The organism is Rathayibacter sp. SW19 (assembly GCF_030866825.1).
Lineage (GTDB): Bacteria > Actinomycetota > Actinomycetes > Actinomycetales > Microbacteriaceae > Rathayibacter_A > Rathayibacter_A soli.
Genome location: NZ_CP133020.1, coordinates 4,220,936 through 4,246,495, shown reverse-complemented (window position 1 = coordinate 4,246,495; position 25,560 = coordinate 4,220,936). Strand labels below are relative to the sequence as shown.

Genomic DNA, 25,560 nt, shown 5'->3' with positions numbered 1-25,560 from the left:
CGCACAGTACTATGGCATCAATACTAAATCTGCCTGCCCATCAGTTGACCTGCCGGATAGCAGGTCACCGCTTCGGCGGCGGAAGCTCAGTCGCGGAAGATGGTGACCGCTTCCCGGATCGCATAGAACACGATCACGAGGCCAGCAAGCGGATCTGCCCACCACCAGCCGAAGAGGAGGTCCAGGAGAATGCCGACCAGCACGCTCATGGCGAGGATCCCATCGATCAGCGTTACCCGGCCCTCAGCGGTCAGCACAGGGTTTGCCAACTTCCGGCCGGTATGCGCCTTGCCGAACGCGAGCGAGAACATCGCCACCGCTGTCAGTGCCGTCCACCCAACACCGCCCAGTAGCGGGGTTGGACGATGCGCGAGAATCAGCGCAATACCCGATTGGATCAACAGATACGCAGCCAGTGCGATGAAAGCCCAGCCAATCAGGCGAAGAGCGAGCCGTTGTCGATCCTCACCCACTCCGGTCAACTCCCAGATCACCACGGTGCTCGCGCCAATCTCGATCAGGCTGTCCAGCCCGAAGCCCAGCAGTGCTACCGACGAACTGGCGATCGCGAGGAATGCAAGAAGGACCACTCCGACCACGTTCCAGACGAGAGTGAAGACCTCCAACCCGATTCCGGTGCGACGCCAGCGAACGAGCTGGGCAGCAGACATCGAGTTGGAGGACACGCGAGGATCATAACCGGCGAACGCCCAGTAGTTCGCGACCACCAGCTCCAACGCGGCGCATCCGTCAATGACTACACTGACTCCGCGGCGCGATACCGTAGATCGGTGACGAAGCCCCTGGGTGTGGCCGTGCTGTTCGGCGGGACGAGCGAAGAACGCGACGTGTCGATCGCCAGCGCGCGTGAGGTAGTCCGTGCACTGCGCGAGCGCGGGCACAATGTGCTCGCCGTCGATACAACGCGCGGGGTGCTCTCGGCTGCGGATGAGCGGTCCGTTCTCGACGCGCAGGTTCGGCGCCGCCCACCGAGCGGGGCAGAACTCGAGCGGATGTCCAACCCAAGCGCCGCGCTCGTCCTCCCGGCGCAGCTGGCCGGCAACGACATCGACGTCGTGTTTCTGGCACTGCACGGCGGTAGCGGCGAGGACGGGCGCATCCAGTCGCTGCTCGAGCTCGCCGGCATTCTATACACCGGGGCCGGGCCGCTCGGCAGTGCGCTTGCGATGGACAAGGACGTGTCGAAGCGGCTGTTCCGGGAAGCGGGAATTCCGACGCCGGATTGGCGCATGGTGCCGACCGATGCGGCGCCCCGCGACGCTGCCGGCGAAGAGCCCATGCAGCTGTTCGTCGACGAAGTCGTCGTAGATTTCGGCCTGCCGATCGTGGTCAAACCGAACGCGCAGGGTTCTACGGTCGGGCTTTCGCTGGTGCGAGAGACCGAAGGGTTCGCGCGAGCGGTGGCCGTCGCATCCGTCATCGGTGAGGTGATGTTCGAGCGTTTCGTCCCAGGCCGGGAGCTGACGGTCGGTGTGCTCGACGGTGCGGCTCTCGCGGTGGGAGAGGTCGCGATTCCACGTGATTCCGTATTCGGCTACGTCGAGAAATATCAGGCCGGCGCCGTCGTGGAGAAATTTCCGGCCGCCGTGCCGGCCGTCGTCGCAGCGCGAGCGCGAGAGCTTGCGGCATCAGCTCATCGGACCCTCAAACTCGATGGCTACAGTCGCGCCGACTTCCGGCTTGATGCGGCGGGCGAGCTGTGGTTGCTCGAGGTCAACACGTTGCCCGGGCTGACGGCGACGAGCCTCCTGCCGCAATCCGGCGCCGCGGCGGGCATCGAATTCGGTTTGCTTTGCGAGCGCATCTGTGAACTCGGGATACGCCGCGCCATCCACTAGCCGGTGCGTGCGGCTGGGAGCCAGACATCCGAACCGAACGGGCGCAGTGTCGGTTGGTCGGCATAGCCGAGGTGGCGCAGCCCGAAAATATCTTCGATACTGCGCAAGAGTGAGTAGTGGTTGTACGGCGTGCTGCTTGTCGCATCCGCGCGCACGAACGGCGACAGGATAAGCGCTCCGATTCTGCCGCCGCCCTTGCCGCCGCCAGGCGCACTTTTAAGTGCTTCGACTGGGCCGCCCGGGTAAGCCACGTTCGGTCCAGACGGCTCGCGGCAGCACGCACTGGAATCGCCGTCGGCCTCATCGTTGACGATGATCAGCGCTCCATCAGCGCGGAACGCGGGCGAGGCTGTGATCCGGGGAACCCAGGTGGCCAGCCAGGCGTCCTCAGCCTCCGGCCCCGCGGGTTGGCCGACACAGGTCGCATCGTGGCCGTCGTTGCACAGGCTGGGAACGATGAAAGAGAAGTTCGCCGTCGTCGCTGCGGAAGCCAGGTCGCCGGTCAGGCGCGGAAGAGGACCGACATTCTGCGCGCAGGCAGCGGTGTCGACGACAGAGGTGAAATACAGAAACGGATTATGCCGGGCGGTGTACGCATCGCCGGGCGCTGCCTTCTGCGTGCGGTCAGCGGAAAACGGTCCGAGCCCAGGTTTGCCGCAGGTTGCCTGCTCTCGCCCACTGAGGTTGCCCATGTCTTCCAGATACCCTCGCCAGGTCAGGTGCGCGTCGGCGAGCTGGCCGACCAGCGTCGGCGTCCACGCAGGGTAGATGCACCCGGTGGATGCTTTCACCTGACCGTCGGCGGCAGGTCGCGGGCTGATCATGTTGCGGTAGTGGCCACAGTCGAGTTGGATGTCTTTGTTCGGTGCGACGCCGCCGATCATCGCCAGATAGTTGCCCAGGCTGTAGTGGGCGGTCCCGTAGTACTGGCTGAGCAGAGTTCCTTGCCGACGCAGAGTCTGCGAGAGATACGCGTATTTCGAGCCGGGCCCATATGACTGTGCGTAAGGCGAATTCTCAAGGACGATCACGAAGACGTGATGGATCGCCGACTGCGACTGCGGCACTGGTGTCACCGCGACCGTGGGCGAGGGTGTGGCGTTGGTCGGCAGGGCCGCCCGCCCAGGGGCATCCGCGGAGGTGCAGCCGGTGAGCAGCAGTGCCGTCACGAGCGCGAATAACGCGCAGCGGTGCGGCCGAAGCCGAGAACTCATATTCGATTATCTAAGCCTGAAGGTGCAAAATGCCGAACGGCGTTCGAGAGATCGGGGCTGCCCTGAGCGAGTGTTGCAGTGATGGGTGCGACGACCGTTGCCCTGGCGGTCGGCCCGGCGCCGGGTTGCGGCAGAATAAGGTTGCGGCCGGCGTCGCGATCGGGCCAGATGAGCCGCCGCATGTCCACGGATGGCTCAGACCCGATCTGCTGACGCACGCGGGAGCGGAACGCGCTGTATGAGTTCATCGCCTCCGCCTGATTGCCTGCAGCCAAATAGCTGCGGATCAGCAGACGTTCGGCGCTCTCGCGCAGCGGTTCAATTGAGAGTGCGAGCGTCGCGGCCTCTGTTGCTGCGTTGTTGAGACCACGACCGAGGAAGTTGTCCGCCAGCGCCTCCGCTGCATTCAGCCGACGCAGACGCAGCCGCTCCTGCCAGAACACGATCCAATCGGTGTACATCCCCGGAAGAAGTTCGGCATCGTCAAGCAGCCGCAACGATGCCAACGAGTAGGCCTCTGGCACGTTTTCCTCGATGGCCGTGAGGCAAGCGCGCACCGCTGCGAGGTCAACGCTCACGCGCGGGTCAAGCGATACCGGATCATGAGTGCCGGCCAGGAGCCCTGGGAACTGATGAACGAGCTGCCAGATACACGAGCGCAAGCTGCCTGCGGCTTGGTCTTGTTGACTGTCCGGCCAGAATAGCCCGGCAAGGTAAGCGCGCGAGCGCCCCCCGTGCAACGCAAGCACGCTGATCAGATTCTGCTGACGGCCGCTCGCCATGCGCGGAACACCGTTCCAGCGCAGGTTCCAGGCCCCCAGCAGGTTAAGGGACCACTGACCTTGCTCCACCTCGTCGACGGACATGACTAGCCACCCACCCTGGTGCGCGCCACGCAACAGACAGGCGGGTCGGGTCGACGGCCGCTACTGCATTGCGAGAACCGTTGTGTTAAGTTATCGCCCCGTTGTTGCGGCATGTCAACCGCAAGATGAGATCTCTTCGGCTTCACTTTTGCGTCGCGCTTCAGGTCGCCAGGGTCTCCGCGATGGCCCAATCGCGTACAACCTCGATGAGCTGTTCCAGTGTGGTGGCATACTGCACGACCGGCTCCCCTGTAACCGACGACTCGAACGTCAGCCGTGCGCGGAAACCGCCGTTATCGGACTGCTTTGCGATCAAGCGAATGATCATCGTTCCCGCCCGCACCGACTTCATCGTGGTCGATGCAGACTTCGGCATGCCCATGTCCGTATCACCTTTGCAGTCGAATTCTTGCCATCAACATGGCTGAGAGTATGGCCAACGACCGCGGATCTCAAGGTCGCTCGGCAGGGCGCTATCGTCTCGCTGACACAGCGATCACCGGCACCCAACACCGCCAGAATCCGGCGATGACGTCGCCGCGATAGCACAGCATCGCCTGCGTGACGCGGCGATCGCATGACGAAGACACCCCGATCACCGCGCTCGTACGCCGAGCTGACACGGTCGCTACGCGTCGCGATGTTGACTGAGTTTTCGAATACGTGGACAGTGCCGGCTAGCAAAAAGGGGGTGGCTGTCGATGTCCATTCCGAACTTTGGTTCCGCCGACACGGCGGCTGGGCCGTCTGTGAGCGTAGTGATCCCGACGCTCAACGAAGCGAGGAATCTTCCGTGGGTGATCCGACGCATCCCCGACTACGTCGATGAGGTCGTTCTCGTCGACGGCCACTCGAGTGATCGCACCGCCGATGTTGCACGGGTACTTCGGCCGGACGTCGTCGTGATCACCGAGTTGCGCCCGGGCAAAGGTGCGGCGATTCGCGCCGGCTTCGCGGAGGCCAGCGGTGAAATCATCGTGATGTTGGATGCGGACGGCAGTATGGACCCGCAGGAGATCGGCTGGTTCGTCTCACCTCTGCAGTACGATTTCGACTTCGTCAAAGGTTCCCGCTACGTCACAGGCGGAGGCTCCGAGGATCTGACGCGGATGCGCGACGCCGGCAACCGGGCCCTGACGGCTTTGACGAACGTCGTGTTCCGAAGCAACTTCTCCGACCTCTGCTACGGCTACATCGCGCTGCGCCGTGAGTGCGTCGACGTTCTGGACCTGGCAGCGGACGGTTTCGAGATCGAAACGGAACTTGTCGTGCACGCAGTGCTTGCCGGGCTTCGGATCGCGGAGGTTCCGAGCACCGAACTGTGCAGAATCTCCGGCCTCTCAAATTTGCACGCGGTGCGCGACGGTTTGCGTGTTGTCCGAACGCTTGGGCGAGCATGGGCCGGCTGGGCTGCACCCAGTGGCGGCGCGCGTCCCGAGGCGGTGCGCCGTGTGCCGTATCGCTACCCGCAGCCAAACTACCCGCATATCCCGACAGAGCCTGACTCTGTTCTTCACCCGCAGGTGATTTGAATGTTCGCGCCGAACACGCTGTGCGCGTTGAGCGTCGTCATCTGTGGTTACAGCGATGCCCGCTGGAACCAGATGCTGGAAGCGGTCGCCTCGATACGCTCCCAGACCCTGCCGGCGCACGACATCATCCTGGTCGTCGATCACAACCCTTCGCTCATGGCCCGGCTAGCGAAGGCGCTGCCCGACATCACGGTGATCGAGAACGCCGACCAACGCGGGTTGTCTGGCGCACGCAACACCGGCGTCCGGGCCACCACCGGAGACATCGTTGCCTTTCTCGACGACGACGCGACAGCCGCTCCGGATTGGCTGGAACAGCTGAACGGGGTATTCGATGACCCAGATGTGATCGCGGTCGGTGGGCGGATCGAACCGTTGTGGGAGGATGCGCGCCCTGCGCACTTCGCCGAAGAGTTGGATTGGATCGTGGGGTGCACCTATCGCGGCATGCCGAAAGTGGCTGCAGAGGTGCGCAATGTCATCGGGGCCAACATGGCGTTTCGTCGAGCCATGCTCGAGCGGGTCGGCGGGTTCGATACGGCTATGGGACGAGTGGGCACTCTGCCGCTCGGGTGCGAGGAAACCGAACTGTGCATTCGCGCGAGCATGCAACTCCCGTCGAGTCGGATCGTGTATGAACCCGCTGCCGTCGTCCACCATCATGTTCCCGCAGCGCGTGCCTCGGCGCACTATATGCTCTCACGCGCATGGTCCGAAGGAGTCTCGAAGGCGCAGGTTGCGCGCTTGGTCGGGCGTCGGCGAGCACTTCATTCAGAGCGTCACTACGCCCGAGTCGTGCTGCCGCGCGCATTCGTCGCGGGTCTGCGCGACTGGCGCCGTCGTGACGGCTCAGGGTTGCGGCGCAGCGCGATGGTACTCGCCGTCTTGACGGCGACAACAGCCGGGTACACGCAAGGGTGGATGTCAATCACCGTGCGGTCACTTGCCAGGGTAGCCAGATCGCTGCCCGGCGCAAGCAATGAGGGGGAGTATGAACATGCGGCATAATCTCATGATCGGATGCGTCGTCGCCGTGCTCGCGGCGGTAGCGAGCGTGTCATGGTCCGGTGCGGCGTTGGCCGATGTGCCAGTCTGCCAGCCGGCCACCCCGCCACCGACGGATGCTTTCCCCGGCGTCGTGACGGCTGCGGACAACTTCGAATCGGGCAGTCTGTCGCCCGCGTACACCGTGGTGACGACTGGCACTGGAACAGCGTCAGTCTCCTCGGCCGCGGCATACTCCGGAACCTGTTCTGCCTATCTGCACGTGACGGCTGACTCGAACTCGCTGGCGGACTTCTCCGTCCCGCTGGCTCCCGGGGCGACCGCGGCGTACGCGGACGCCTGGTTCGATATCACCGTCGCGGGCGAAACCGGCAACGATGTTCCGTACTTCCGCTTCTTCCTGGGCAGCACTCGTTACATTGACATCTATCGGTACAACAACAACGGCCAATTGTGGCTGCGTGTTCTGACTCCGACCGGCAACAGCTACACACGGCTTCGCTGGCAGAATATTCCGCTGAGCACATGGCACCACCTGGCCATGTATGTGCTGCCGAACGGTGCGGGCAGCACTGTGCAGGTGTGGTACGACGGCACGCTGGCGTACTCCAACACCCAGGTCAACACGGCGGCTACCGCTGTCAATAGAGTGCAGCTCGGCGCTGAACACAATCGTCAAATGGGCGACACCTACATCGATGACCTCATCGTCAAGAGCGTGCTGCCGTGACCGTGACGGGGCTTGCCGCGTCCGACCGCGGCCTCGCTTGGGGCGGTATGGTGTTCGACATCCACGGCCTGGTCGCGGTGCGTGTCGAGGAGCAAACCCCCGGCGCGGCACAGTTGCGGGACATGCTGGGGCCGTTCGCCGGTGAATCGCAGGCAGCGTTTGAGCTTCTGGTACGCGGGCCGCAGCCCCCGGTTCCGCGGCAATCGATGGCGGAAGACGTTTACCGGTTCACCGCCGATTCGCTCACCCTGCCGCGCGATCGCGTCACGATCGTGCGCAGCATAGACGGTTTCAGAGTTGAGGGAAGCGGCGAACTCCTCACCGCCGTCATCCCGGTGCTCGATCGGTTGTGCGTGATGCAGCGGACGGCGATGGTGCACGCCGCCATCGTCGACTATCGCGGCGCCGGAGTGCTGATGCCGGCGTGGGGCGGGGTCGGCAAGACCAGCACGATCGCGAAGCTGGTCGCGCTTCCAGGAGTTCGCTTTTTGGCAGACGACTGGGGATTCCTGCGCGGCGATGGAACATTGCTCGGCTACGCCAAGCCTCTGTTCATCAAACCGCATCATCGTGAGATCTATCCGCAACTGTTCGTCGGACCGCGCAAGCCGTTGGCGCCGGGGAGGTTGATTGCGCCGCTGTCCAGAGTCGCGACCGCTGTGCATCCGGTCATTGTTCGATATCCGCGGGCTGCGGCATTCACCCGGCGCTGGTCGCCGGAACACCGGATGGTGGCACCGGTCGATGTGTTCGGCAGCGAGAACATTGCGTCGAGCGTGCCGGTGCGGCTTGCACTGTTCTTGGAGCGCTTCGACGCGGACGATGCATCATTGCACTCGTGCACGCACGATTGGATGGCATGCCGAATAGTTGGAAACTTCCACACCGAGTTGCCGCTGGTTTCACGGCGACTCATCGAAGCGCTCGGGTCGAGCGGGTTGGTGCCGCTCGACCGTCACTTCAGCGAGAAGACTGCGGTCGTCGCTCGGGCGCTGTCTGACGTACCGTGCAAGCTGTTGCGTCTTCCGGTGGCGTGGTCGGCCGACCGCGCGTCCGACTACGTCACCGGAGTCGTTTCGAGACTGGTCGGCGCCCTCGATCAGGCCCGTGGAGAGGAGGTCGTTCCCGATGCGCCCGATTGAGATCTCCGTCATCATTCCCGCTCGCAACGCCGCACAGTGGGTGGGCGACTGTCTTCGTTCCGTCGCAGCGCAGCATGTCGCTGAAGTGATCGTGGTGGACGGCTGCTCCACGGACGCCACGGCCGAGATCGCGCAGTTACTCGGCGCGCGAGTGTTGTCGGACGAAGGTGCGGGGTTGCCTGCCGCACGGATGCTGGGAGTGCGTGCCGCACGCTTCCCGATCATCGCCTTGATCGACGCGGATGTCGTGCTGCCAGCCGGAGCGCTCGGGCGTCTCCTTGCGGAGTTTGTCGAGGGCGAATACGACGGCATTCAGTTCGGACTGGTCAGCGAGTCAGACGGTCCGGGCTATTGGGGCGGAGCGCTTGCATGGCACCACAATCACAGCCGGGTGCGATCCTGGTTCGGGGTGTCCGCGACGCTGATCAGGCGCGAGGTGTTGTTGCGCATCGGCTTCGACGATCGATTCCGCTCGGGAGAGGACATTGACTTGCGGCTGCGGCTGGCGGCCGCAGGCTGTCGGCTCGGCGTTTCCACAAATGCCGTGGTGCGTCATCGGTTCTTCGACAGCTTCGACTGCGCGCGCGACCAGTGGCTTCAAGACGGCGCGGGGCTCGCGCGAACCGCTCATGAGCATCCGCATCGAGCCGCGTGGCTCGTGCTTCTGCCGCTGCTCGCCACCGTGCGGGGCGTCGGCCTCGCACTCGTGAGCGCGCCGAAGTACCTGCCGTACTGGCTGGGGTTCCTGCTCTACAACTACCGCGCGATGTTCGGCCAGATGATGAGCTCCGATCTCGCAAAGCCATGACCGGGGCACAGTGGTGACCGGGGCTTCGGCGGGCATGCGCCGCAACCGCCTCATGCGATTGCGTTCTGGACGGTTGTCGCTCACCGGCAACGCGGCATGGTTGGCAGCCGCGCGGGTTGCGCCGATGCTCACCGGTTTCATCTTCTGGGCGCTCGCAGCGCTCATGCTGGCACCGGCCCAATTGGGGCTCGGGTCTGCAGTTGTCGCCTCCTCGCTTCTCACTGTTCAATTGGGTCAGCTCGGGGTCGGCCCTGCAACGCTGACCGCGCTTCCGGCCCACCCTTTGCAGAGCAGGCGGCTCATCGCGACCGGGCTCATCACGGTGTCTGTTGCCGCTGCGGCCGTCGCGGGTGGCCTCGTTGTGGTCACACGCATGATGGGGCAGGGTGTCGGCACCGCCTGGAATGACCCGGCCGCGGTGGCGATCTTCGTCGCGGCAGCGGTGCTCTCGGCTGGCGCGTACCAGTTCGACCACATCGCCGTCGCGCAGTCGCGTTCCGATCGGGCTCTGTTCCGCAGCATTGTGCAGAGCGGTGTGCAGCTCGGCACGCTCGTCGTGTGCGTGGCCCTCGGCAATCGCAATCTGATTGCGATCATCTCGGCGGTGGCTGCGGGTGCGGCAGCCAGTGTCCTGCTGGGCTGGTATGAACTGCGGCGGCGCGGCATCCGGCCGGACTGGCGCCACGGAGCCCAACCCGCGGAGACCGCACGACTGTTGCGCGTCGGCCTACCGAATCACGCGCTGATTCTTGCCGATCGGGCCCCCGGCTATCTGCTGCCTATTATCGTCGCGGCGGTGTTGTCTCCCGCGGCCGCAGCATCGTGGTACATCGTCTGGATGCTTGCAGCGGCCGTCTTCTTCGTGCCGCAATCCGCCGGGTATTCGTTGCAGACGGCGCTCGCCGCGCCCGCTGGAGCGGATGCCCCGCCCGCTGAGGCGGGAGCCTCCGCGGATACGGCAGGTGCCTCCCCTCCAGCGGGTGCCGCGCGCGGGCTCGTCAGAAAGTCGTTGCGGGTGAGCCTGCTCGTGACAACGATCGCAGGAGTGCTATTGGTGCTTGCCGGACCTCCTGCCCTGCGCCTGCTCGGCCCGGCGTACGCGAGCGCGTGGCTGTTGCTGCCCTTGTTGGTGCCCTCACTAATCGTCTGTTCGGTGACGCAGGTGTACTACGGAGTGTGCCGCGCCCAAGGGCGTTTAGCTGAGGCCACCGGCGTTGCAGTGCTGGCCGGGCTGATCGCGGTCGCGCCCGCGGCGCTCGTGCTGAGCGCCGGTGGTGGGCTGATCGGCATCTGCGTGCTGTGGCTGGTCGCGCAATTGGTCGCTGCGGCGATAGCGGGAATCAGGCTCTGGCAGCTCACGCACGCATCGCGCGAGCGGAGCCACAGTGTCGCCCTGTCGGGGCGCAACACGATCGGTCCGGCGCGATGACGCTGACGAAAGCATCCGTGCGCAGTATCGCCGCGACGTCGAATGCCGGGCAACAAGGCGGTGCCGCGCAGCGCGGAGGAAGGCTCTATGCGCCTTTGCTTCTCGGAGCAGTGCCGGCGGTTATCGGCGTCTGGGCGTTGACCCAGGTGAATTCGGCTGACATCGGCGACATCGGCGTCATCGGTGCACTGCCGCCCGCGTACTATGCAGCGCTTGGTCTCTCGCTGATCGGATTCGTCCTGTGCGTTCGCGCCGGTCGGCTGCATCCGCTGCTGCTGACGGAGCAGTTGATCGTGCTGATCGTCATCCTCAATGCCGTCGACCCGATCGTCCACGGACTGCCGCGGTTGGAGGCGAGCTATCGGCACCTCGGCATCGCAGAGTACATCGCACAGTACGGCCAGGTCGACCCGAAGTTGGATGCATATTTCGACTGGCCCGGCTTCTTCGGTGCAATCGGAATGCTGGCGGACGCGGCCGGCGTCCACGACCTGAGCGCCCTGGCCACCTGGGCGCCAGTGGGCGTGAATCTGCTGTTGCTTCCGATGTTGCTCGCCACGGCACGCCGCCTGACGCGCAACCCGCGCCAAGCATGGGCAGGAGTCTGGGTATTCTTCATCGCGAGTTGGGTGGGGCAGGACTATTTGTCGCCCCAGGCGTATGCGCTGTTGTTGTTGTTCACGGTGCTTGCCTGCGTCCTGACCGTTTTGGACGGCTGGGGATGGGCCGAACGTGCAGTGACCAGGGGTGGTGCACGCGGTCGACGCGTTGTCGACAAAGTGCTCAACACTATTCGCCCGAGTGCGACTTGGCTGGATCCGGCACCGCCGTGGCGTAGCGCCCACTCCCGCGGTCTGGAATACGTTGCGATCACGGCGGTCTGCGTGATCGTGCTGCTCGCGATGACCGTTGCCCACCAGCTCACGCCGTTCGCCGCCGTCCTCTTTCTATTCGGATTCCTTCTGATCGGGCGCAACCGGATGCCTGCGCTCGTCATCGTGGCGGCGATTCTGCCGATCTCCTGGCTCTTTCTCGGAGCGCAACCGTACTTGGCGGGGCACTTCGGCACCGTGTTCGGGTCGGTCGGAGATGTCGCGGCGGCGGCATCCGCTTCGGTGGCCGACCGCATGGCAGGCAGTGACGCGCACCAGTTCGTCGTCCTTCTCAGGCTCGCCGAAACCGGCGGCGTCTGGGCGTTGGCCGTCTTCGGCGCAGTCGTCGCGCGGGTGCGGCGCGTGACGTGGCTTGCCGCAGGCGTCGGGGTCGTAGCGCCGTTCGTTCTGCTGCCGGCGCAGCCCTATGGCGGCGAAATGTTGTTGCGCGTGTACATGTTCGGCCTGCCGTTCGCGGCGTGTTTGGCAGTGCTTCCGTTCCTGCCCAAACGGGCGGGGCGACTCGGGTGGAAGTCGTGCGCGTCCCTCCTGCTATTAGGCTCCCTGCTCGCAACGGCGACGCTGGTCACGCGATACGGCAACGACAGCATGGAGAACTTCACTCCGAAGGAGTTGGCGCTGGTCGACGCACTGTATGCGACGGCCCCGCGGGGCTCCACGCTGATCGAAGCTGTGCACGACACGCCCTGGCGCTTCACGCACTACGCCGCTTATCACTACACGACCGTCTTGGCGGCGCGTCCACGCCCCGATGCCGGTCCGCTCAATTGTGGTCACATCGACTCGATGCTAGCCGCGAAGGGCGGCTATCTCATTGTGACAAAAAGTCAGGAGACGGCAGCCCGGTTGCTCGGGATCGGCCCAGCGAATGCTGTCGAGAACTTCGTGGCCACCTGCGGGGCAGCTCCCGGATGGTCCGTGGTCGCACAGAATGGCGACGGGATTGTCTTTCACGTTCAGGGGGTGCCGCGTGCGAAAGGATGATCCGATCGTAAGCGCGGCAATCGGGCCCGCGGGCCTGACCACAGCCGTTGTCACCGTATGCGCAGTCGCTGCCGTGCCGCTGTCGTTCGCCGGTCCCGGCTGGTTGAGACTCGCCGTGGTCGGCCCGTTCTTGCTGGCCGGGCCCGGCGCGGCATTGGCGCTTTTCTTGTGGACGGCGAAGCCGGACGAGCCGCGACGACCGCAACGGTGGCTGCCGTTCGCCGTCACTGTGGCGATCGGTTCCAGCCTCGCCGCCAGCGTGCTCATCGCCACGGCCATGATCTACACGCACCTTTGGTATCCCTCGCTCGCCGTTTGCCTCCTGTCGGCGATAACTCTGGCCATCGTCACTGTTCCGGCCCGGCGACTGCGTTGGCCGGAACTCTTGATCAGGTGGGAGTCAATGACACGAGCTTCGGCCCTCAGAGCACAGCGGTGGGTCGCGCGGCACGCGGTGCCCGGCAGCCCCGGCACACGCTCGGGCTCGGGCTCAGGAACAGGCTCTGGCTCCGGCCCCGGCTCCGGTTCGGGCAAAGGCTCGTGAGCTGCGCCTCGTGCCGGAGCAATCGTGAGAGTGCGAAGCTTCTGTGCAGAACAGCCGCGCTGATCGCGGCCTGTCTCTTCTTGCCGGTCGGGTGTGCGAGCGGGGGGACATCGGTGCGGCCTGCCGACGCAGCTTCCCTGAATGACGGCATTCAGGCAGCGGTCACACACCACTGGGGTCGAGTGATCGCCGGCGACGAGTTCAGCAACACTGGGGCGCCCGATCCCGCCAAATGGAGTGTTTACCACGGCGCTGGTCATAGCGGAAACGGAGTGCGGAGCCCGGCCGCCTGGACAGTGGCCCATGGCGTGGCAACCGTTCACGGCGATGCGAACGGAGTCACCGGCGGTATGACCGCCCTGTTCGCACAGCAGCGCTATGGGCGGTGGGAAGTGCGCATGCGCACCAGCCGCCGAGTTTCCCAATATCACCCCGTGCTCATCTTGTGGCCACGAGACAATGTGTCGCCGAACTGCGCCGAGATCGACTATGCGGAAGGCGACGCGGATCCAACCACGGTGCAGTTCTTCTTGCACTACGGCTGCACCGGGTCCCACGCGCAGTTGCGTGTGCGGCGCGTGATCGATATGACGGCCTGGCACAACTATGCCGTCCAGTGGACGGCCGCCGGCATCGTCGGGTACCTCGACGGTGTCGAATGGTTCACGGATTCGAATCCCGCAGATCAGCCGACCGTTCCCCTGCGCCAGACCATTCAGCTCGACTGGTTTCCGAACGGCGAACCCACCCGCGCCGCCCAGTTGCAGATCGCTTGGGTGCGCGTCTATCGCTGAGCGTGCCGCGCCAGCCTGACGCTCACGCCAGCCTGACGCTCACGCGGGTCGGCTCATCACGCGGAGGCGCCGCAGCGCCAGCAGCGCGATCACGACGCCGCCCAGCCCGAGCCAGGTGACCGCCGATACCGCTCCGGCAGCACCGGAGTAGAACGCCACGGTCAGGCCGCCGCCGAGTGCGAGCGTGAGGAGAACGGCATCCGACTGCCAGAGCAGCACGTTGAGCACCGAAAGGTCTCCGGCCGGCGTGACCACGGGCGTGAGCAGGAGCACGGGCAACGGACCCTTCGCGGAATCGTATACGCGCACGACCACGATGAACGCGGCGAGCAGAATCCACCACGAAACGGATGCTGCGGATGCAGCGCCACCGTCCAGCCCTGTGCCGCCCAGCAGAGCACCGACGCCTCCGAAAAGGATCGCGGCGGCCGCCGGGGCGAGCGCGTGCGCGAGGGTGCGCGGTCCGATCGCCCAGCCATACAGGGATGCGCCCGTCGCGTTCGCGCTCGAGTCGCGCAGCCCGTCGCACCAGACGCCGACGCTCAAGAACGCGAGCAGAGCGCCGGGTAGCGCGATTGCCCAGCGGATGCCGTCGGGCGCTGCCCCGCAGATTCCGATCAGCCAGCCCGCCGTGACGATTCCGACAATGCCGAACGCCAGCCGCGTCGGGAAGCGTGTAATCGCCAGGATGTCGCGAGTGAACACCGCGAACGGCATCGGTCCGCCCATTGGAACGCGCAGGCGCCGCCCGCGCCGAGGTGGCTCCCGGAATCCGCCAGCAGCTGCAGCAGCATCTCCGGTGGTCAAAAGCATTCCGGTCGTCTGCCAGCGGCGCGATTGAGCGAGTGCTTTTGGAGCGGAGACGTTGTCGAGCAGAAACGGAATGCTGCCGGCCGTAACCAGTGCAATCACCATCGCCGCGGCGGGCCAGATGACCGGCGCGGACGTCGTGGCCGCCTGAAACGACAGCGCAAGCCACCCCCACGGGGTTGCGTTCGTTGTGACGAACGCGAGAGCGGGGAGGTCGGCGACGGCGAGAACGCCGGTGGCCAGGATTACGGCGGCAGCAGACACGGTGATCCAACGCCGCACCGCCTGCCCGAGCAGCCACGCGATCGACACGAGAACCGAGAAGGCGAAAGCCGCCACCAGGAAGAGAACAGCAGAGCTCGCTTCGGCGCTTGGGCCGATGGTTAGGCTGATAGTTGGGCCGGCGCTCGGGCCGGATGAGTTGCCGCTGACTGCCTGCGCAATGGCAATCAGCGCGGCAGTCAACACCAGAAGCAACGCCACCGCTGCGCATGACCACAGGAACGCCCGGCGCAGGCCGAGTCGCCGCGCGATCGGACTGCCGAGTAGGTACTGAATGAGAAACGGCCGCGGAACCGCCGGCCCTCGAATCGGCCCGACAAGCATTGCTCCGGCTACCAAGATCGATCCCGCGAGGGCGACGGCGCCCGTCGTAGCGGGTGTTCGTATCACTCCCTGCACGCTCGGTGTTGCTAGCCCCAACACGATGAATCGCAGAACGGGAAAGACTGCAATGGCTGTGGCGAGGCATGCGGAGTAGGTGAGGTAGGCAATGTCCCCGGTTCCGCGCCTGCCGCCGCGCTGGGCGATCACGGCTCGCGCTGCGCGCAGCGCGAGCCGATCGGAAACGGTGGTCACGGCTGGCCGAGCGTGACTCGAGCGTCGGCGACGGCATCCGCAAGTGTGGCGCTGTGCGTTGCGACGATGACGGCTGATCCGTTGGCTTTTGCGGTCAATATCGCCGAGCTGACCAGGGCGAGGCGGTCGCGGTCAAGCCGTTGCTCGGGTTCGTCCAGAATGAGGATGTCGAACGGGCGAATGAACGCGGTCGCGAGTGCGAACAACTGCGTCTGACCCGACGAGAGTTCGTGAGTGAAGCGCCGCGACAGCGCGCTGATCCCCCATTGCTCGAGTGCGCTGTCGGCGCGGTCGTCGGCCGTCTTGCCGATGATGCCCCAGCTGGTGGCGATGAATCGCAGCTGTTCTCGAACGGTCAGGTCCGTGGCAAATGCAGGCAGTCCGATCAAGGCGGAGATTGCTCGCCGTGTGTCGCGGCGTCGTTCGTCTGGGTAGGTGGCGTTCGGGCGGCTGCCGCCCAGTGAGACCGTGCCGGAGGTCGGGCGCAGCAAACCTGCGAGGATGCGTAGGAGTGTTGTCTTGCCGGAACCGTTCTGGCCGAGTACGGCGAGCGCGTGACCGGGACTGACGTGGGCCGACACGGGTGCCAGCAGAACTTCACCGTCAATGGATGCGCTGACCTGGTGGGCATCGAGCAGCGCGGTCATGCTTCCCATTGTTGCGCTTCGGCTTCGCTCACCGAACGCGTGGCTACGGTGTGGGCCGGAAGCCGCGCAACCGCAGACTGTTCGAGACGACAAAAACTGAGGAGAACGCCATCGCGGCGCCCGCCAGCACCGGGCCGAGCAGGCCGAGCATCGCGATCGGAATCGCAGCGACGTTGTATGCGAAAGCCCAGAACAGGTTGCCCTTGATGATGCCGAGCGTGCGTCGCGCCAGCCGAACCGCGTCGACCGCAGCGACCAAGTCACCGCTCATGATGGTGATGTCCGCCGCGGCGATCGCGGCATCTGTTCCGCCTCCCATGGCGATGCCGAGGTCTGCGGCCGCCAAAGCTGCCGCATCGTTGACCCCGTCGCCGACCATCGCAACAACGTGCCCCTCCGCTTGCAACTCACGGATCGCGTCGAGTTTGCCCTGCGGTGTGACACCGGCGCGGGCGTGCTCGATGCCGACCTGCGCCGCGATCGCCTGCGCCGCTCCGGCATTGTCGCCGGTGAGCAGCAGCGGGGTCAGACCGAGTTTTCGGAACTGCGCGATCGCATCCGCACTGCTTGGCTTCACCGTGTCGCCGACGGCGAGCATGCCGCGAGCTTCGCCGTCCCAGGCAATCGTGACCGCGGTGTTGCCCTGCTCTTCCGCCGCCTCGAGCGTCGCTTGCAATTCTTGCGGCACGCGGATGCCCCACTCGGCTTCCAGCCAACTTGCGCGACCCGCGAGCACGAGGCGCCCGTCGACGACGGCCTGCACGCCGCACCCTTGGTGCGAAGCGAAGCCTTGCGCATCATCGACCGGCAACCCGCGTGCAGTGGCAGCCGCCACGATCGCCCGCCCAATCGGATGCTCGGAGCCATGCTCCGCTGCGGCCGCCAGCCGTAGCAACTCGGCCTCACTCGTTGCAGCGATGTCTGCACCACTGTTGGAGCCACCGTCAGCTTCGGTGCTCGCGCTGACCACGGCGATCCCGGTCAGGGTCATCCGCCCGGTCGTGACGGTTCCGGTCTTGTCGAGCAGTACGGTGTCGATGCGCCGCGTCTGCTCGAGCACCTGCGGCCCACGGATCAGGATGCCCAGCTGTGAGCCGCGCCCGGTGCCGACGAGCAACGCGGTCGGTGTTGCAAGCCCGAGCGCGCACGGGCAGGCGATGATGAGCGTGGCGACGGCCGCGGTGAACGCGAGTTGCGCCGAGCCGCCGAGCACGAGCCATCCGATGAAGGTCAGGATCGCGAGCACGATCACGATCGGCACGAAAATGCCCGAGACGCGATCGGCCAAACGCTGCACCTGCGCCTTGCCGTTTTGTGCTTCTTCGACGAGGCGGCCCATTCTGGCCAGTTCGGTGTCCGCGCCTACCCGCGTCACCTCGACGACCAGCCGCCCGCCGACGTTCACGGTCGCGCCGATGACGCGATCGCCAGGGCTCACTTCGACCGGAACGGATTCGCCCGTCAGAATGCTGCGATCCACAGCGGATGCGCCATCGAGAATCATTCCGTCGGTCGCGATCTTCTCGCCCGGGCGCACGACGAACACGTCGCCGGGAACGAGGCTGCTGACCGGAACGCGCACCTCGCGCCCGTCGCGCAGCACCACGGCATCCTTCGCGCCGAGTTCGAGCAACGCACGCAGGGCGGCTCCGGATTCGCGCTTTGCGCGCGCCTCGGCGTAGCGGCCGGCCAGTATGAACACGGTCACCGCAGCGGCGACTTCAAGGTAGATCTCCTGGGCGCCGGCGTTCGGGTCGGCGAAGAAGGTGAAGCTCATGTGCATGCCGGGCATGCCGGCAGAACCGAAGAACAAGGCATACAGCGACCAGGCGAACGCGGCGATCACGCCGAGGCTGATCAGCGTATCCATCGTCGCGGCGCCGTGGCGGGCATTGACGAAAGCGGCGCGATGGAACGGCCAGGCACCCCACACGGCAACGGGTGCCGCGAGCGTCAACGCCAGCCATTGCCAGTTCGTGAACTGGAACGCCGGCACCATTGACAACACGACGACGGGCAGCGCGAGAGCGGCCGAGACGATCAGGCGGCGCAGCAGGCTCGCGGCCGCAGCGTCTGCCGGGTCGATTGCGGCCGCGGCATCGGCCGCGGCATCCGTCTGCGGTGGTGCGGGAACGGAAGCCGTGTATCCGGTTGCCTCAACGACGGCGATCAATTCGGCTGCGTTCAGTGGCGCGTCGGCGTGGACACGGGCCTTCTCCGTGGCGTAGTTTACGGTGGCCTCGACTCCGGGAACTTTGTTGAGCTTGCGCTCGATCCGGTTCGCACAGGAGGCGCAGGTCATACCGCCGATGTCGAGCTCGAGTTCTGTGAAAAGTGCTGCGCCACGCGCGCCCGCGGCATGCGACGAACTCGGCGCGCTCATCGTGGAACGGCCGCCAATTCGTAGCCGGCTTCCTCAATGGCGGCGCGAACAGCATCCTCAGTCAGTGGTGTGGCGGCGACGACCGACACGCGTGAACTGCCACCCGGCTTCAGCTCGACCGAAACGGATGCGACGCCGTCGAGCTCGGAAAGCTCCTCAGTCACACTCGCGACGCAGTGCGAGCAGGTCATGCCGTCGACGAAATACTCCTGAACATCCTCGCTCATGAACGCACCAGCCGGGCGATCGCAGCGGATGCTTCGCGCACCTTTTCCTCGGCGACCGCACCGCCTTCCCTGCTCGCCTCTGCAACGCAGTGGCTGAGGTGGTCCTCGAGCAGCGACAGCGCAACGGTCTCCAAGGCGCTGGTTGCGGCCGAAACCTGGGTGAGGATGTCGATGCAGTAGGTGTCTTCTTCGACCATGCGGGCGATGCCGCGCACCTGTCCTTCTGCGCGCCGTAGGCGTTTCAGCAGATCCTCTTTGTGTGCAACGTAACCGACCACGGTGGCTCCTTCAGCTATACCCTCGATGGGTATAGCGTATACCCCCATCGGGTATGAGTGGTACCCATGCGGGGTATCTGCTCAGAATTGATTTTCAACTGCATCGTTCACCAGCTGCGCAATGAATGCGGTCAACGCTCTGCCTTCAGCGCGAGCTACCTTCGGCCGCCCTTCGGCAAGCTCAGGGACCGGGCCTCCTCAGGGACCGGGTATCCTCAGGGCATCGCTCGACCAGCGGAAGGTCGAGCCAGGAGTTTGCGGTTCAGAATTCAGGCTGGAGTGGCACCCCACGACGCCGTGAGCGGCGTGTCAGCCGATGCAACCTGAATTAAGGCACCGGCCGGCCCGGCCAGGGGCGAGCAATCCGTAATCCTGGCTAGACTAGGTGGCTAGGAGCAGGTCATGACCGAGTCGAAGAACATCCTGGAAGCGCGCAATCAACTGTCGAAGCTGGTCGCTGCGGCCGCGAGTGGGTCTGACACGATCATTGCGAAGCGTGGCGTTCCGGTTGCCCGCCTCACAGCGGTTGCGCAAGAGCCACCGCACACGGCAGGTGGGCTCGCGCGATGGCTTGGCGACAACGGTGCGCCCGATGTCGGTCGGCGCGGCGTGAACGACCTCGACGCTCAGATCGCGGGTGAGCGCGAGGGCTGGGAATGATCTACCTCGACTCCTGCATCGTCATCTACGCGACAGAAGACGCAGGGCCGCGCGGCGCATCCGTTCGTCGCATGCTTGCCGAAGCAGGAGGCGAGATTGTCGCGATCAGCCCGCTCGTGATGCTCGAATGCCTCGTCGGGCCGCTCCGCGACGACAATCTGATGCTTCGAGATCACTACGAACGCGTGTTCACGCAGTTTCACGTGCTCGATTTGGGGTCTGACGTCTACCGTCGAGCGGCCGAGTTACGGGCGAAGCACGGCATCCGCACCCCGGATGCTCTGCACCTCGCGGCGGCGCAGCTGAGCGGATGCGACGTGCTCTGGACCAACGACGCCCGCCTTGCGAGGGCGTCGCACGGACTGGCGCGGGACGTGAGTCACGCGTAACGTGCACGTCGGCCATCGCGGCGCGCCCGCGCAATTGCCGTGCAGCCCGCGATCTGCAAGGATTACTATCCGAACGGTCGGTAAATACCGCGGCAGCTCAGCCTGCCATCACGTCCGAGCGTTCGACAGACGACGCGGTCGGGAGCAAGCATGGCGGAGGCCTATCTGGTGGGCGGCGTTCGCACGCCGGTCGGTCGTTACGGCGGGGCGCTCTCCAGCGTGCGACCCGACGATCTGGCAGCGCTCGTCATCGGCGAGGCGCTGCGCCGTGCGGGTCTCGACCCGCGCAACCTTGAACCGGATGCCCTCGACGACGTGATCTTCGGCGCCGCCAACCAGGCAGGCGAAGACAACCGCAACGTCGCCCGCATGGCCGTGCTGCTGGCAGGCTTGCCCGACGCGGTGTCGGGGATCACGGTGAACCGGTTGTGCGCATCCGGAATGTCGGCGATCACGATGGCGGCGCAGGCGGTGCGCGCTGGCGACGCCGACCTGATCGTCGCCGGCGGCGTCGAGTCGATGACGCGCGCGCCCTGGGTGCAGGCCAAACCGCAGAAGGCGTTCGCCAAGCCCGGCGCGCAGTACGACACCTCGATCGGCTGGCGCTTCCCCAACCCGGTGCTGCTGGCCCGCGACAAGGCCACCTTCTCGATGTCCGAAACTGCTGAGGAGGTCGCCCGCATCGACGGCATCACCCGCGAAGAAGCGGATGCGTTCGCCTTGCGCAGCCATCAGCGCGCCGTCGCTGCGGTGGATGCCGGCCGCTTCGCCGCTGAGACCGTGGCCGTTCCGACCGCCGGGAGCGATGTGCTCGTCGATGAGGGTCCGCGTCGGGACACCTCACTGGAGAAGCTGGCAGCACTTCGGCCGGTTGTGGCTGGCGGAAGCGTCGTCACCGCGGGAAATGCCAGCCCGCTCAACGACGGTGCATCCGCGATCGTGGTCGCCAGCGCCGCGGCGATTAAGCGCTACGGACTCGCCCCGCGTGCCCGCATCGTGGTCGGCACGAGCGCCGGGATTGCGCCGGAGATCATGGGGTTGGGTCCTGTTCCGGCGACGCAAAAGGCCCTGAAGCGCAGCGGCATCCGGCTTGATGAGCTCGGGTCGATCGAGTTGAACGAGGCGTTCGCGACGCAGTCGATCGCGTGCATCCGCCGCCTCGGCCTGGACGACGCTCTCGTCAACGCGGACGGCGGAGCGATCGCGCTCGGGCATCCGCTCGGCTCCAGCGGGTCGCGGCTGGTCGTCACGCTGCTGAACCGGATGGACCGAGAAGCCACCCGGTACGGGCTCGCGACGATGTGTGTCGGCGTCGGCCAAGGAACGGCGTTGATCGTGGAGCGGGTCTCGTGAGCGTGCTCGAGATCGAGCGCGGCGAGCACACGGTGATCGCGCGCCTGGACCGGCCCGAGGTGCACAACGCGATCAATCAGGAGCTCGTCGACGCGGTGCATTCGCTCTGCGCCGAGCTGGAGGCGACCCCGCGCATCCTGATCATCACCGGCTCACACGGCGTATTCGCCTCCGGGGCTGACATCGCCGAACTGCGCGAACGACGAGCGGCGGATGCGCACGCCGCTATCAACGCGACCGTCTTCGAGCGAGTCGCCGCCCTGCCGATGCCGGTCATCGCCGCGATCGACGGCTACGCGCTCGGCGGCGGTGCTGAACTCGCCTACGCCGCCGACCTGCGGATCGGCTCGCCGACCATGAAGATCGGCAACCCGGAGACCGGGCTCGGCATCATCGCCGCGGCCGGTGCGACCTGGCGGTTGAAAGAGCTCGTCGGCGAACCGCTCGCGTTGGAGATGCTGCTGACCGGGCGTATCCTCGACGCCCACGAGGCGCTCGCGGCGCGGCTCGTCAGCGCGTTGCATCCGTCGAACGCCCTGTTGGACGCAGCGCTTGCGCTCGCTGAACGCATCGACGCGAATGATGCCCTCGCCACGCGCTACACGAAAGAGGTGTTCCGGTCGGCGCGCTCGCAGCATCCACTGATCGACTCACAGGCGCAGGCGGTGCTGTTCGAGTCGGAGGAGAAGGCGCGGCGGATGACCGAGTTCCTCGAGCGCAAGCACACCCGCGGCACGCGTGGCTCGGGGTCGCGGGCGAGCGGTGCGCGCGGCGACGACCGTGAGGAGCAGCGATGAGCGACACTGCTCGAGTCGCGACGGAGTCGATCCTCACCGAGTTCCCTGTCGGCGTGCTCGGCGGCGGGCGGATGGGCGCCGGAATCGCGCACGCGTTCCTGCTGGCCGGCGCATCCGTCGTGGTGGTTGAGCGCAACGACACCGAAGCGGATGCCGCGCGCGGCCGCATCGCGCACGCGCTCGATCAGAGCATCGAGCGTGGGGCGACGGGCACGGCTGGGACGGCACTGACCCGCGACGCGCTACTGGCACAGCTTGCCGTCGGAACCGCCGTCGAACAATTCGCGGGCCGGCGGCTCGTGATCGAAGCCGTGCCGGAGGACCCGGCACTCAAGACCGACGCTCTTCGCCGGGTCGAGGCCGTTCTGATGGCGGATGCCGCGCTCGCTACCAACACATCGTCGATCTCGATCGACACGCTGGCGGCTTCGCTCGCGCTGCCGCAGCGGTTCGTCGGATTGCATTTCTTCAATCCGGTTCCGGCCTCGGGTCTCGTCGAGATCGTCGTCGGATCGGCGACCACGCCAGCGCTCGTCTCGGACGCGCAGGACTGGGTGGCCGCTCTCGGCAAGACTCCGGTGACGGTGCGGGATTCGCCCGGCTTCGCATCGTCGCGCTTGGGACTTGCACTCGGGTTGGAGGCGATTCGCATGCTCGAGGAGGGCGTCGCATCCGCAGAGGATATCGACGCGGCGATGGTGCTGGGCTACAAGCATCCGATCGGGCCGCTGCGGCTGACGGACGTCGTCGGGCTGGACGTGCGGCTCGGCATCGCCGAGTACCTGCACGGTGAGCTCGGCGACCGGTTCGAACCGCCCGCGTTGCTACGGGCCCTCGTTGCCGAAGGCAAACTCGGCCGCAAGACCGGCGAGGGCTTTTACCGCTGGGACGAGTCGTGATACCCGCTGGTCGGGTAGCGCCAGTTGTTGGTCGAGTAGCGCGCGAGCGCAGCGAGCACGCGGTTGTTGGTCGAGTAGCGCGCGAGCGCAGCGAGCACGCGTATCGAGACCTCAGTAGGTCGGCTCGGGGCGTCTCAATACGGCCGCGGGCGGCCTCCCCTTCGATACGGCCGCGGGCGGCCTCCTCAGGGCACCGCTCGACCAGCGGAGCCCGAAACGAACGAAAGGTGCAACCATGATCGACATCCTGCCCAGCTACGTCGGCGGAGCCTGGTCGACGACGGCCACGACGGTCGGCGCGGTCGAGGTGCTCGACGCATCCACAGGCGAGCCCGTGACGCGAGTCAGCACACGCGGCCTCGATCTCGGCGCGGCGCTCGACTACGCGCGCACGGTCGGGCAGGCCTCCCTCGGCACCCTGACCTTCCATCAGCGCGCCGTGTTGCTCAAACAAATGGCGCAGGTGCTCACCGAGCACAAGCCGGAACTGTACGAGCTCTCGGCCCGCACGGGCGCTACGAAGGCGGACTCCTGGGTCGACATCGATGGGGGCATCGGTGTGCTGTTCACCTACTCGTCGAAGGGCCGCCGCGAGCTGCCGAACGCGCAGGTCTACCTCGATGGCCCGGTCGAGTCGCTGTCGAAAGACGGTTCATTCCTCGGGCGGCATATCTATACCCGGCTGCCGGGCGTCGCCGTGCAGATCAACGCGTTCAACTTTCCGGTCTGGGGCGCACTCGAAAAGTTCGCACCCGCGTTCCTTGCCGGCGTACCGAGCCTGATCAAGCCGGCGACGCCGAGCGGCTACCTGGCAGAAGCGTTCGTGCGCGTTCTCGTCGACTCCGGGCTGCTGCCCGACGGCTCGCTCCAGCTGGTTTCCGGCGCCGTGCCGACGCTGTTCGACGAACTGCGTCTCGGCGACCTCGTTTCATTCACCGGGTCGGCGTCGACCGCTGAACGGCTGCGCGCGCACGACTCGATCCAGACCGGCGGCGTGCGGTTCACGAGCGAGACCGACTCGATCAACGCATCCGTACTCGGGGCGGACGCTGTCGAGGGCACCCCAGAATTCGACGCGTTCGTGAGGCAGCTCGTCACCGAGATGACGGTGAAGGCCGGCCAGAAGTGCACGGCGATCCGGCGTGCGATCGTGCCGCGGGCATCCGTCAAGCCGGTCATCGACGCCGTTGCCGTGCGGATCGCGGATCGCGTCGTCGTCGGCGACCCACGCGAGGAGGGCGTGACCATGGGGCCGCTCGTGTCGCTTGCGCAACGCGACGAAGTGCGCCGACGCGTGCAGGAACTGATCGCTGGCGGCGGCCAGGTGGTCGTTGGCTCGGTCGCTGGGTTTCCGGTCGCTGGGTTTCCGGTCGCTGAGCTTGCCGAAGCGCCGGGCCCTTCGGCAACCTCAGGGACCGAGGCCGGCTCAGGGATCGAGAGCGGTTCAGGGACCGAGGCTGGCGCAGGGACCGAGACCGGCTCAGGGACCGGAACAAGCTCAGGGACCGAGACCGGCGCGTTCATCGACCCGATGCTGCTCTACTTCACCGACGGCGGGGCCCCCGCCGTGCATCAGATCGAGGCGTTTGGGCCGGTGTCGAGCGTGATCGCGTACGACTCGACCGCAGAGGCCGTCGCGCTGGTCGCGCAGGGCGGCGGTTCGCTGGTGACGAGCATCGCCACCCGCGACCCACGGATCGCAACCGAACTGATGAGCGGCATTGCCGCGTACAACGGGCGCGTGCTGATGCTCGATCGGGATGACGCCCGCACCTCGACCGGGCACGGTTCGCCGGTGCCGCATCTCGTGCACGGTGGCCCGGGGCGGGCCGGCGGCGGGGAGGAGCTCGGCGGCATTCGCGCAGTGTTGCACTACATGCAGCGCACGGCAATCCAGGGCACCCCGGAGTTGCTGACGGCGATCACCGGGGTGTGGCATGCGGGCGCGAGCGTGCGGGCGGATGGCGCGCATCCGTTCCGCAAATCGCTGGCAGAACTGCGACTCGGCGACCAGGTCGTCTCAGAATCGCGCGTTGTGAGCCTGGAAGACATCGAACACTTCGCGCAGTTCACCGGCGACACGTTCTATGCGCACATGGACGAGGAGGCCGCGGCGGCGAATCCGTTCTTCCCCGGTCGGGTCGCACATGGTTATCTGCTCGTTTCGTTCGCGGCCGGCCTGTTCGTCGACCCGGCCCCTGGGCCGGTGTTGGCGAATTACGGGCTGGAGAATCTGCGGTTCGTGACTCCAGTGTCGCCGGGGGACAGCATCCGGGTGGCGTTGACGGCGAAGCAGATCACCCCGCGCGAGACCGACGACTACGGCGAGGTGCGCTGGGATGCCGTTCTGACAAATCAGAACGACGAGATCGTCGCAACCTACGACGTGCTCACCTTGGTGGCGAAACAGTAGGCGCCGCCGAGCGTTGGTCGGTGCGCCACCTGTTGCACGGTGCGCC

Annotated in this window: 25 protein-coding genes; 16 read left to right on the top strand and 9 right to left on the bottom strand. The window is 66.0% G+C overall.

All coding sequences use genetic code 11. From position 1 onward, the window contains the following. Positions 1 to 86 precede the first annotated feature (86 nt). On the bottom strand, positions 87 to 686 hold the full coding sequence (locus QU604_RS19645; protein ID WP_308466284.1) for a cation efflux transmembrane domain-containing protein: 600 nt from the start codon (positions 684 to 686) through the stop codon (positions 87 to 89). 105 nt (positions 687 to 791) lie between these two features. Here QU604_RS19645 and QU604_RS19640 point away from each other — a divergent pair, with 105 nt between their 5' ends. Continuing rightward, positions 792 to 1,859, top strand: coding sequence for a D-alanine--D-alanine ligase family protein (locus tag QU604_RS19640; RefSeq protein ID WP_308466283.1), 1,068 nt, complete (start codon positions 792 to 794; stop codon positions 1,857 to 1,859). On the opposite strand, the gene QU604_RS19635 is transcribed toward QU604_RS19640, so the two are convergent. The 3 genes from QU604_RS19635 to QU604_RS19625 all read right to left on the bottom strand — a co-directional run bounded on the left by QU604_RS19635 (position 1,856) and on the right by QU604_RS19625 (position 4,321). Further along, positions 1,856 to 3,073: an alkaline phosphatase family protein gene (locus QU604_RS19635; RefSeq protein ID WP_308466282.1), complete on the bottom strand. Its 1,218-nt coding sequence runs from the start codon at positions 3,071 to 3,073 to the stop codon at positions 1,856 to 1,858. The two genes, QU604_RS19640 and QU604_RS19635, sit on opposite strands and share 4 nt — an antisense overlap. Next, complete coding sequence (locus QU604_RS19630) at positions 3,070 to 3,939, bottom strand: AfsR/SARP family transcriptional regulator (RefSeq protein ID WP_308466281.1); 870 nt, start codon at positions 3,937 to 3,939, stop codon at positions 3,070 to 3,072. The genes QU604_RS19635 and QU604_RS19630 overlap by 4 nt, the downstream gene beginning before the upstream one ends. 160 nt (positions 3,940 to 4,099) lie before the next feature. Continuing rightward, a complete protein-coding gene (locus QU604_RS19625; protein ID WP_308466280.1) occupies positions 4,100 to 4,321 on the bottom strand; it encodes a hypothetical protein in 222 nt (73 codons plus the stop codon). Between the two features lie 319 nt (positions 4,322 to 4,640). Here QU604_RS19625 and QU604_RS19620 point away from each other — a divergent pair, with 319 nt between their 5' ends. From QU604_RS19620 to QU604_RS19580, 9 genes are all read left to right on the top strand, one after another. After that, positions 4,641 to 5,471, top strand: coding sequence for a glycosyltransferase family 2 protein (locus QU604_RS19620; protein WP_308466279.1), 831 nt, complete (start codon positions 4,641 to 4,643; stop codon positions 5,469 to 5,471). After that, positions 5,472 to 6,479 (top strand): glycosyltransferase family 2 protein, encoded by a 1,008-nt coding sequence (locus tag QU604_RS19615; RefSeq protein WP_308466278.1) that lies wholly within the window; start codon positions 5,472 to 5,474, stop codon positions 6,477 to 6,479. Continuing rightward, positions 6,463 to 7,206, top strand: a complete 744-nt coding sequence (locus QU604_RS19610; protein WP_308466277.1) for a LamG-like jellyroll fold domain-containing protein — start codon at positions 6,463 to 6,465, stop codon at positions 7,204 to 7,206. The genes QU604_RS19615 and QU604_RS19610 overlap by 17 nt, the downstream gene beginning before the upstream one ends. Beyond that, on the top strand, positions 7,203 to 8,348 hold the full coding sequence (locus tag QU604_RS19605; RefSeq protein WP_308466276.1) for a hypothetical protein: 1,146 nt from the start codon (positions 7,203 to 7,205) through the stop codon (positions 8,346 to 8,348). Before QU604_RS19610 ends, QU604_RS19605 begins: the two co-directional genes overlap by 4 nt. After that, on the top strand, positions 8,335 to 9,156 hold the full coding sequence (locus QU604_RS19600) for a glycosyltransferase (RefSeq protein ID WP_308466275.1): 822 nt from the start codon (positions 8,335 to 8,337) through the stop codon (positions 9,154 to 9,156). The genes QU604_RS19605 and QU604_RS19600 overlap by 14 nt, the downstream gene beginning before the upstream one ends. 13 nt (positions 9,157 to 9,169) lie before the next feature. After that, positions 9,170 to 10,585 carry a polysaccharide biosynthesis protein gene (locus QU604_RS19595; protein ID WP_308466274.1) on the top strand — a complete coding sequence of 472 codons (1,416 nt, stop codon included), beginning with the start codon at positions 9,170 to 9,172 and terminating at the stop codon, positions 10,583 to 10,585. Further along, entirely contained in the window at positions 10,582 to 12,462 is a 1,881-nt protein-coding gene (locus QU604_RS19590; RefSeq protein WP_308466273.1) for a hypothetical protein, read from the top strand. The genes QU604_RS19595 and QU604_RS19590 overlap by 4 nt, the downstream gene beginning before the upstream one ends. Beyond that, entirely contained in the window at positions 12,449 to 13,006 is a 558-nt protein-coding gene (locus QU604_RS19585) for a hypothetical protein (protein ID WP_308466272.1), read from the top strand. Before QU604_RS19590 ends, QU604_RS19585 begins: the two co-directional genes overlap by 14 nt. A gap of 113 nt (positions 13,007 to 13,119) precedes the next feature. Continuing rightward, complete coding sequence (locus QU604_RS19580; protein WP_308466271.1) at positions 13,120 to 13,800, top strand: glycoside hydrolase family 16 protein; 681 nt, start codon at positions 13,120 to 13,122, stop codon at positions 13,798 to 13,800. A gap of 39 nt (positions 13,801 to 13,839) precedes the next feature. On the opposite strand, the gene QU604_RS19575 is transcribed toward QU604_RS19580, so the two are convergent. From QU604_RS19575 to QU604_RS19555, 5 genes are read right to left on the bottom strand one after another with little or no spacing between them, the layout of a single operon-like run. Continuing rightward, a complete protein-coding gene (locus QU604_RS19575; RefSeq protein WP_308466270.1) occupies positions 13,840 to 15,468 on the bottom strand; it encodes a hypothetical protein in 1,629 nt (542 codons plus the stop codon). Next, a complete protein-coding gene (locus tag QU604_RS19570) occupies positions 15,465 to 16,115 on the bottom strand; it encodes an ABC transporter ATP-binding protein (protein WP_308466269.1) in 651 nt (216 codons plus the stop codon). Before QU604_RS19570 ends, QU604_RS19575 begins: the two co-directional genes overlap by 4 nt. 43 nt (positions 16,116 to 16,158) lie before the next feature. Next, entirely contained in the window at positions 16,159 to 18,498 is a 2,340-nt protein-coding gene (locus tag QU604_RS19565; protein WP_308466268.1) for a heavy metal translocating P-type ATPase, read from the bottom strand. Next, positions 18,495 to 18,725, bottom strand: a complete 231-nt coding sequence (locus QU604_RS19560) for a heavy-metal-associated domain-containing protein (protein ID WP_308466267.1) — start codon at positions 18,723 to 18,725, stop codon at positions 18,495 to 18,497. The genes QU604_RS19565 and QU604_RS19560 overlap by 4 nt, the downstream gene beginning before the upstream one ends. Beyond that, a complete protein-coding gene (locus QU604_RS19555) occupies positions 18,722 to 19,003 on the bottom strand; it encodes a metal-sensitive transcriptional regulator (RefSeq protein WP_308466266.1) in 282 nt (93 codons plus the stop codon). The genes QU604_RS19560 and QU604_RS19555 overlap by 4 nt, the downstream gene beginning before the upstream one ends. Positions 19,004 to 19,405: 402 nt before the next feature. On the opposite strand from QU604_RS19555, the gene QU604_RS19550 reads away from it, so the two are divergent. From QU604_RS19550 to QU604_RS19525, 6 genes are all read left to right on the top strand, one after another. Beyond that, on the top strand, positions 19,406 to 19,663 hold the full coding sequence (locus QU604_RS19550; RefSeq protein WP_308466265.1) for a type II toxin-antitoxin system Phd/YefM family antitoxin: 258 nt from the start codon (positions 19,406 to 19,408) through the stop codon (positions 19,661 to 19,663). After that, positions 19,660 to 20,052 (top strand): type II toxin-antitoxin system VapC family toxin, encoded by a 393-nt coding sequence (locus tag QU604_RS19545; RefSeq protein ID WP_308466264.1) that lies wholly within the window; start codon positions 19,660 to 19,662, stop codon positions 20,050 to 20,052. The genes QU604_RS19550 and QU604_RS19545 overlap by 4 nt, the downstream gene beginning before the upstream one ends. 150 nt (positions 20,053 to 20,202) lie before the next feature. Further along, positions 20,203 to 21,405, top strand: coding sequence for an acetyl-CoA C-acyltransferase (locus QU604_RS19540; protein ID WP_308466263.1), 1,203 nt, complete (start codon positions 20,203 to 20,205; stop codon positions 21,403 to 21,405). After that, a complete protein-coding gene (locus tag QU604_RS19535; RefSeq protein ID WP_308466262.1) occupies positions 21,402 to 22,202 on the top strand; it encodes an enoyl-CoA hydratase/isomerase family protein in 801 nt (266 codons plus the stop codon). The genes QU604_RS19540 and QU604_RS19535 overlap by 4 nt, the downstream gene beginning before the upstream one ends. Continuing rightward, positions 22,199 to 23,101, top strand: a complete 903-nt coding sequence (locus tag QU604_RS19530) for a 3-hydroxyacyl-CoA dehydrogenase family protein (protein ID WP_308466261.1) — start codon at positions 22,199 to 22,201, stop codon at positions 23,099 to 23,101. Before QU604_RS19535 ends, QU604_RS19530 begins: the two co-directional genes overlap by 4 nt. Before the next feature lie 235 nt (positions 23,102 to 23,336). Beyond that, positions 23,337 to 25,514: an aldehyde dehydrogenase family protein gene (locus tag QU604_RS19525; protein WP_308466260.1), complete on the top strand. Its 2,178-nt coding sequence runs from the start codon at positions 23,337 to 23,339 to the stop codon at positions 25,512 to 25,514. Positions 25,515 to 25,560 lie beyond the last annotated feature (46 nt).

Bases quoted from the DNA above. Each gene is read 5' to 3' on its own strand.
- QU604_RS19635 (WP_308466282.1), bottom strand. From the start codon at position 3,073: ATGAGTTCTCGGCTTCGGCCGCACCGCTGCGCGTTATTCGCGCTCGTG.
- QU604_RS19630 (WP_308466281.1), bottom strand. From the start codon at position 3,939: ATGTCCGTCGACGAGGTGGAGCAAGGTCAGTGGTCCCTTAACCTGCTG.
- QU604_RS19625 (WP_308466280.1), bottom strand. From the start codon at position 4,321: ATGGGCATGCCGAAGTCTGCATCGACCACGATGAAGTCGGTGCGGGCG.
- QU604_RS19620 (WP_308466279.1), top strand. From the start codon at position 4,641: ATGTCCATTCCGAACTTTGGTTCCGCCGACACGGCGGCTGGGCCGTCT.
- QU604_RS19615 (WP_308466278.1), top strand. From the start codon at position 5,472: ATGTTCGCGCCGAACACGCTGTGCGCGTTGAGCGTCGTCATCTGTGGT.
- QU604_RS19610 (WP_308466277.1), top strand. From the start codon at position 6,463: ATGAACATGCGGCATAATCTCATGATCGGATGCGTCGTCGCCGTGCTC.
- QU604_RS19600 (WP_308466275.1), top strand. From the start codon at position 8,335: ATGCGCCCGATTGAGATCTCCGTCATCATTCCCGCTCGCAACGCCGCA.
- QU604_RS19590 (WP_308466273.1), top strand. From the start codon at position 10,582: ATGACGCTGACGAAAGCATCCGTGCGCAGTATCGCCGCGACGTCGAAT.
- QU604_RS19570 (WP_308466269.1), bottom strand. From the start codon at position 16,115: ATGACCGCGCTGCTCGATGCCCACCAGGTCAGCGCATCCATTGACGGT.
- QU604_RS19565 (WP_308466268.1), bottom strand. From the start codon at position 18,498: ATGAGCGCGCCGAGTTCGTCGCATGCCGCGGGCGCGCGTGGCGCAGCA.
- QU604_RS19560 (WP_308466267.1), bottom strand. From the start codon at position 18,725: ATGAGCGAGGATGTTCAGGAGTATTTCGTCGACGGCATGACCTGCTCG.
- QU604_RS19550 (WP_308466265.1), top strand. From the start codon at position 19,406: ATGACCGAGTCGAAGAACATCCTGGAAGCGCGCAATCAACTGTCGAAG.
- QU604_RS19545 (WP_308466264.1), top strand. From the start codon at position 19,660: ATGATCTACCTCGACTCCTGCATCGTCATCTACGCGACAGAAGACGCA.
- QU604_RS19540 (WP_308466263.1), top strand. From the start codon at position 20,203: ATGGCGGAGGCCTATCTGGTGGGCGGCGTTCGCACGCCGGTCGGTCGT.
- QU604_RS19530 (WP_308466261.1), top strand. From the start codon at position 22,199: ATGAGCGACACTGCTCGAGTCGCGACGGAGTCGATCCTCACCGAGTTC.
- QU604_RS19525 (WP_308466260.1), top strand. From the start codon at position 23,337: ATGATCGACATCCTGCCCAGCTACGTCGGCGGAGCCTGGTCGACGACG.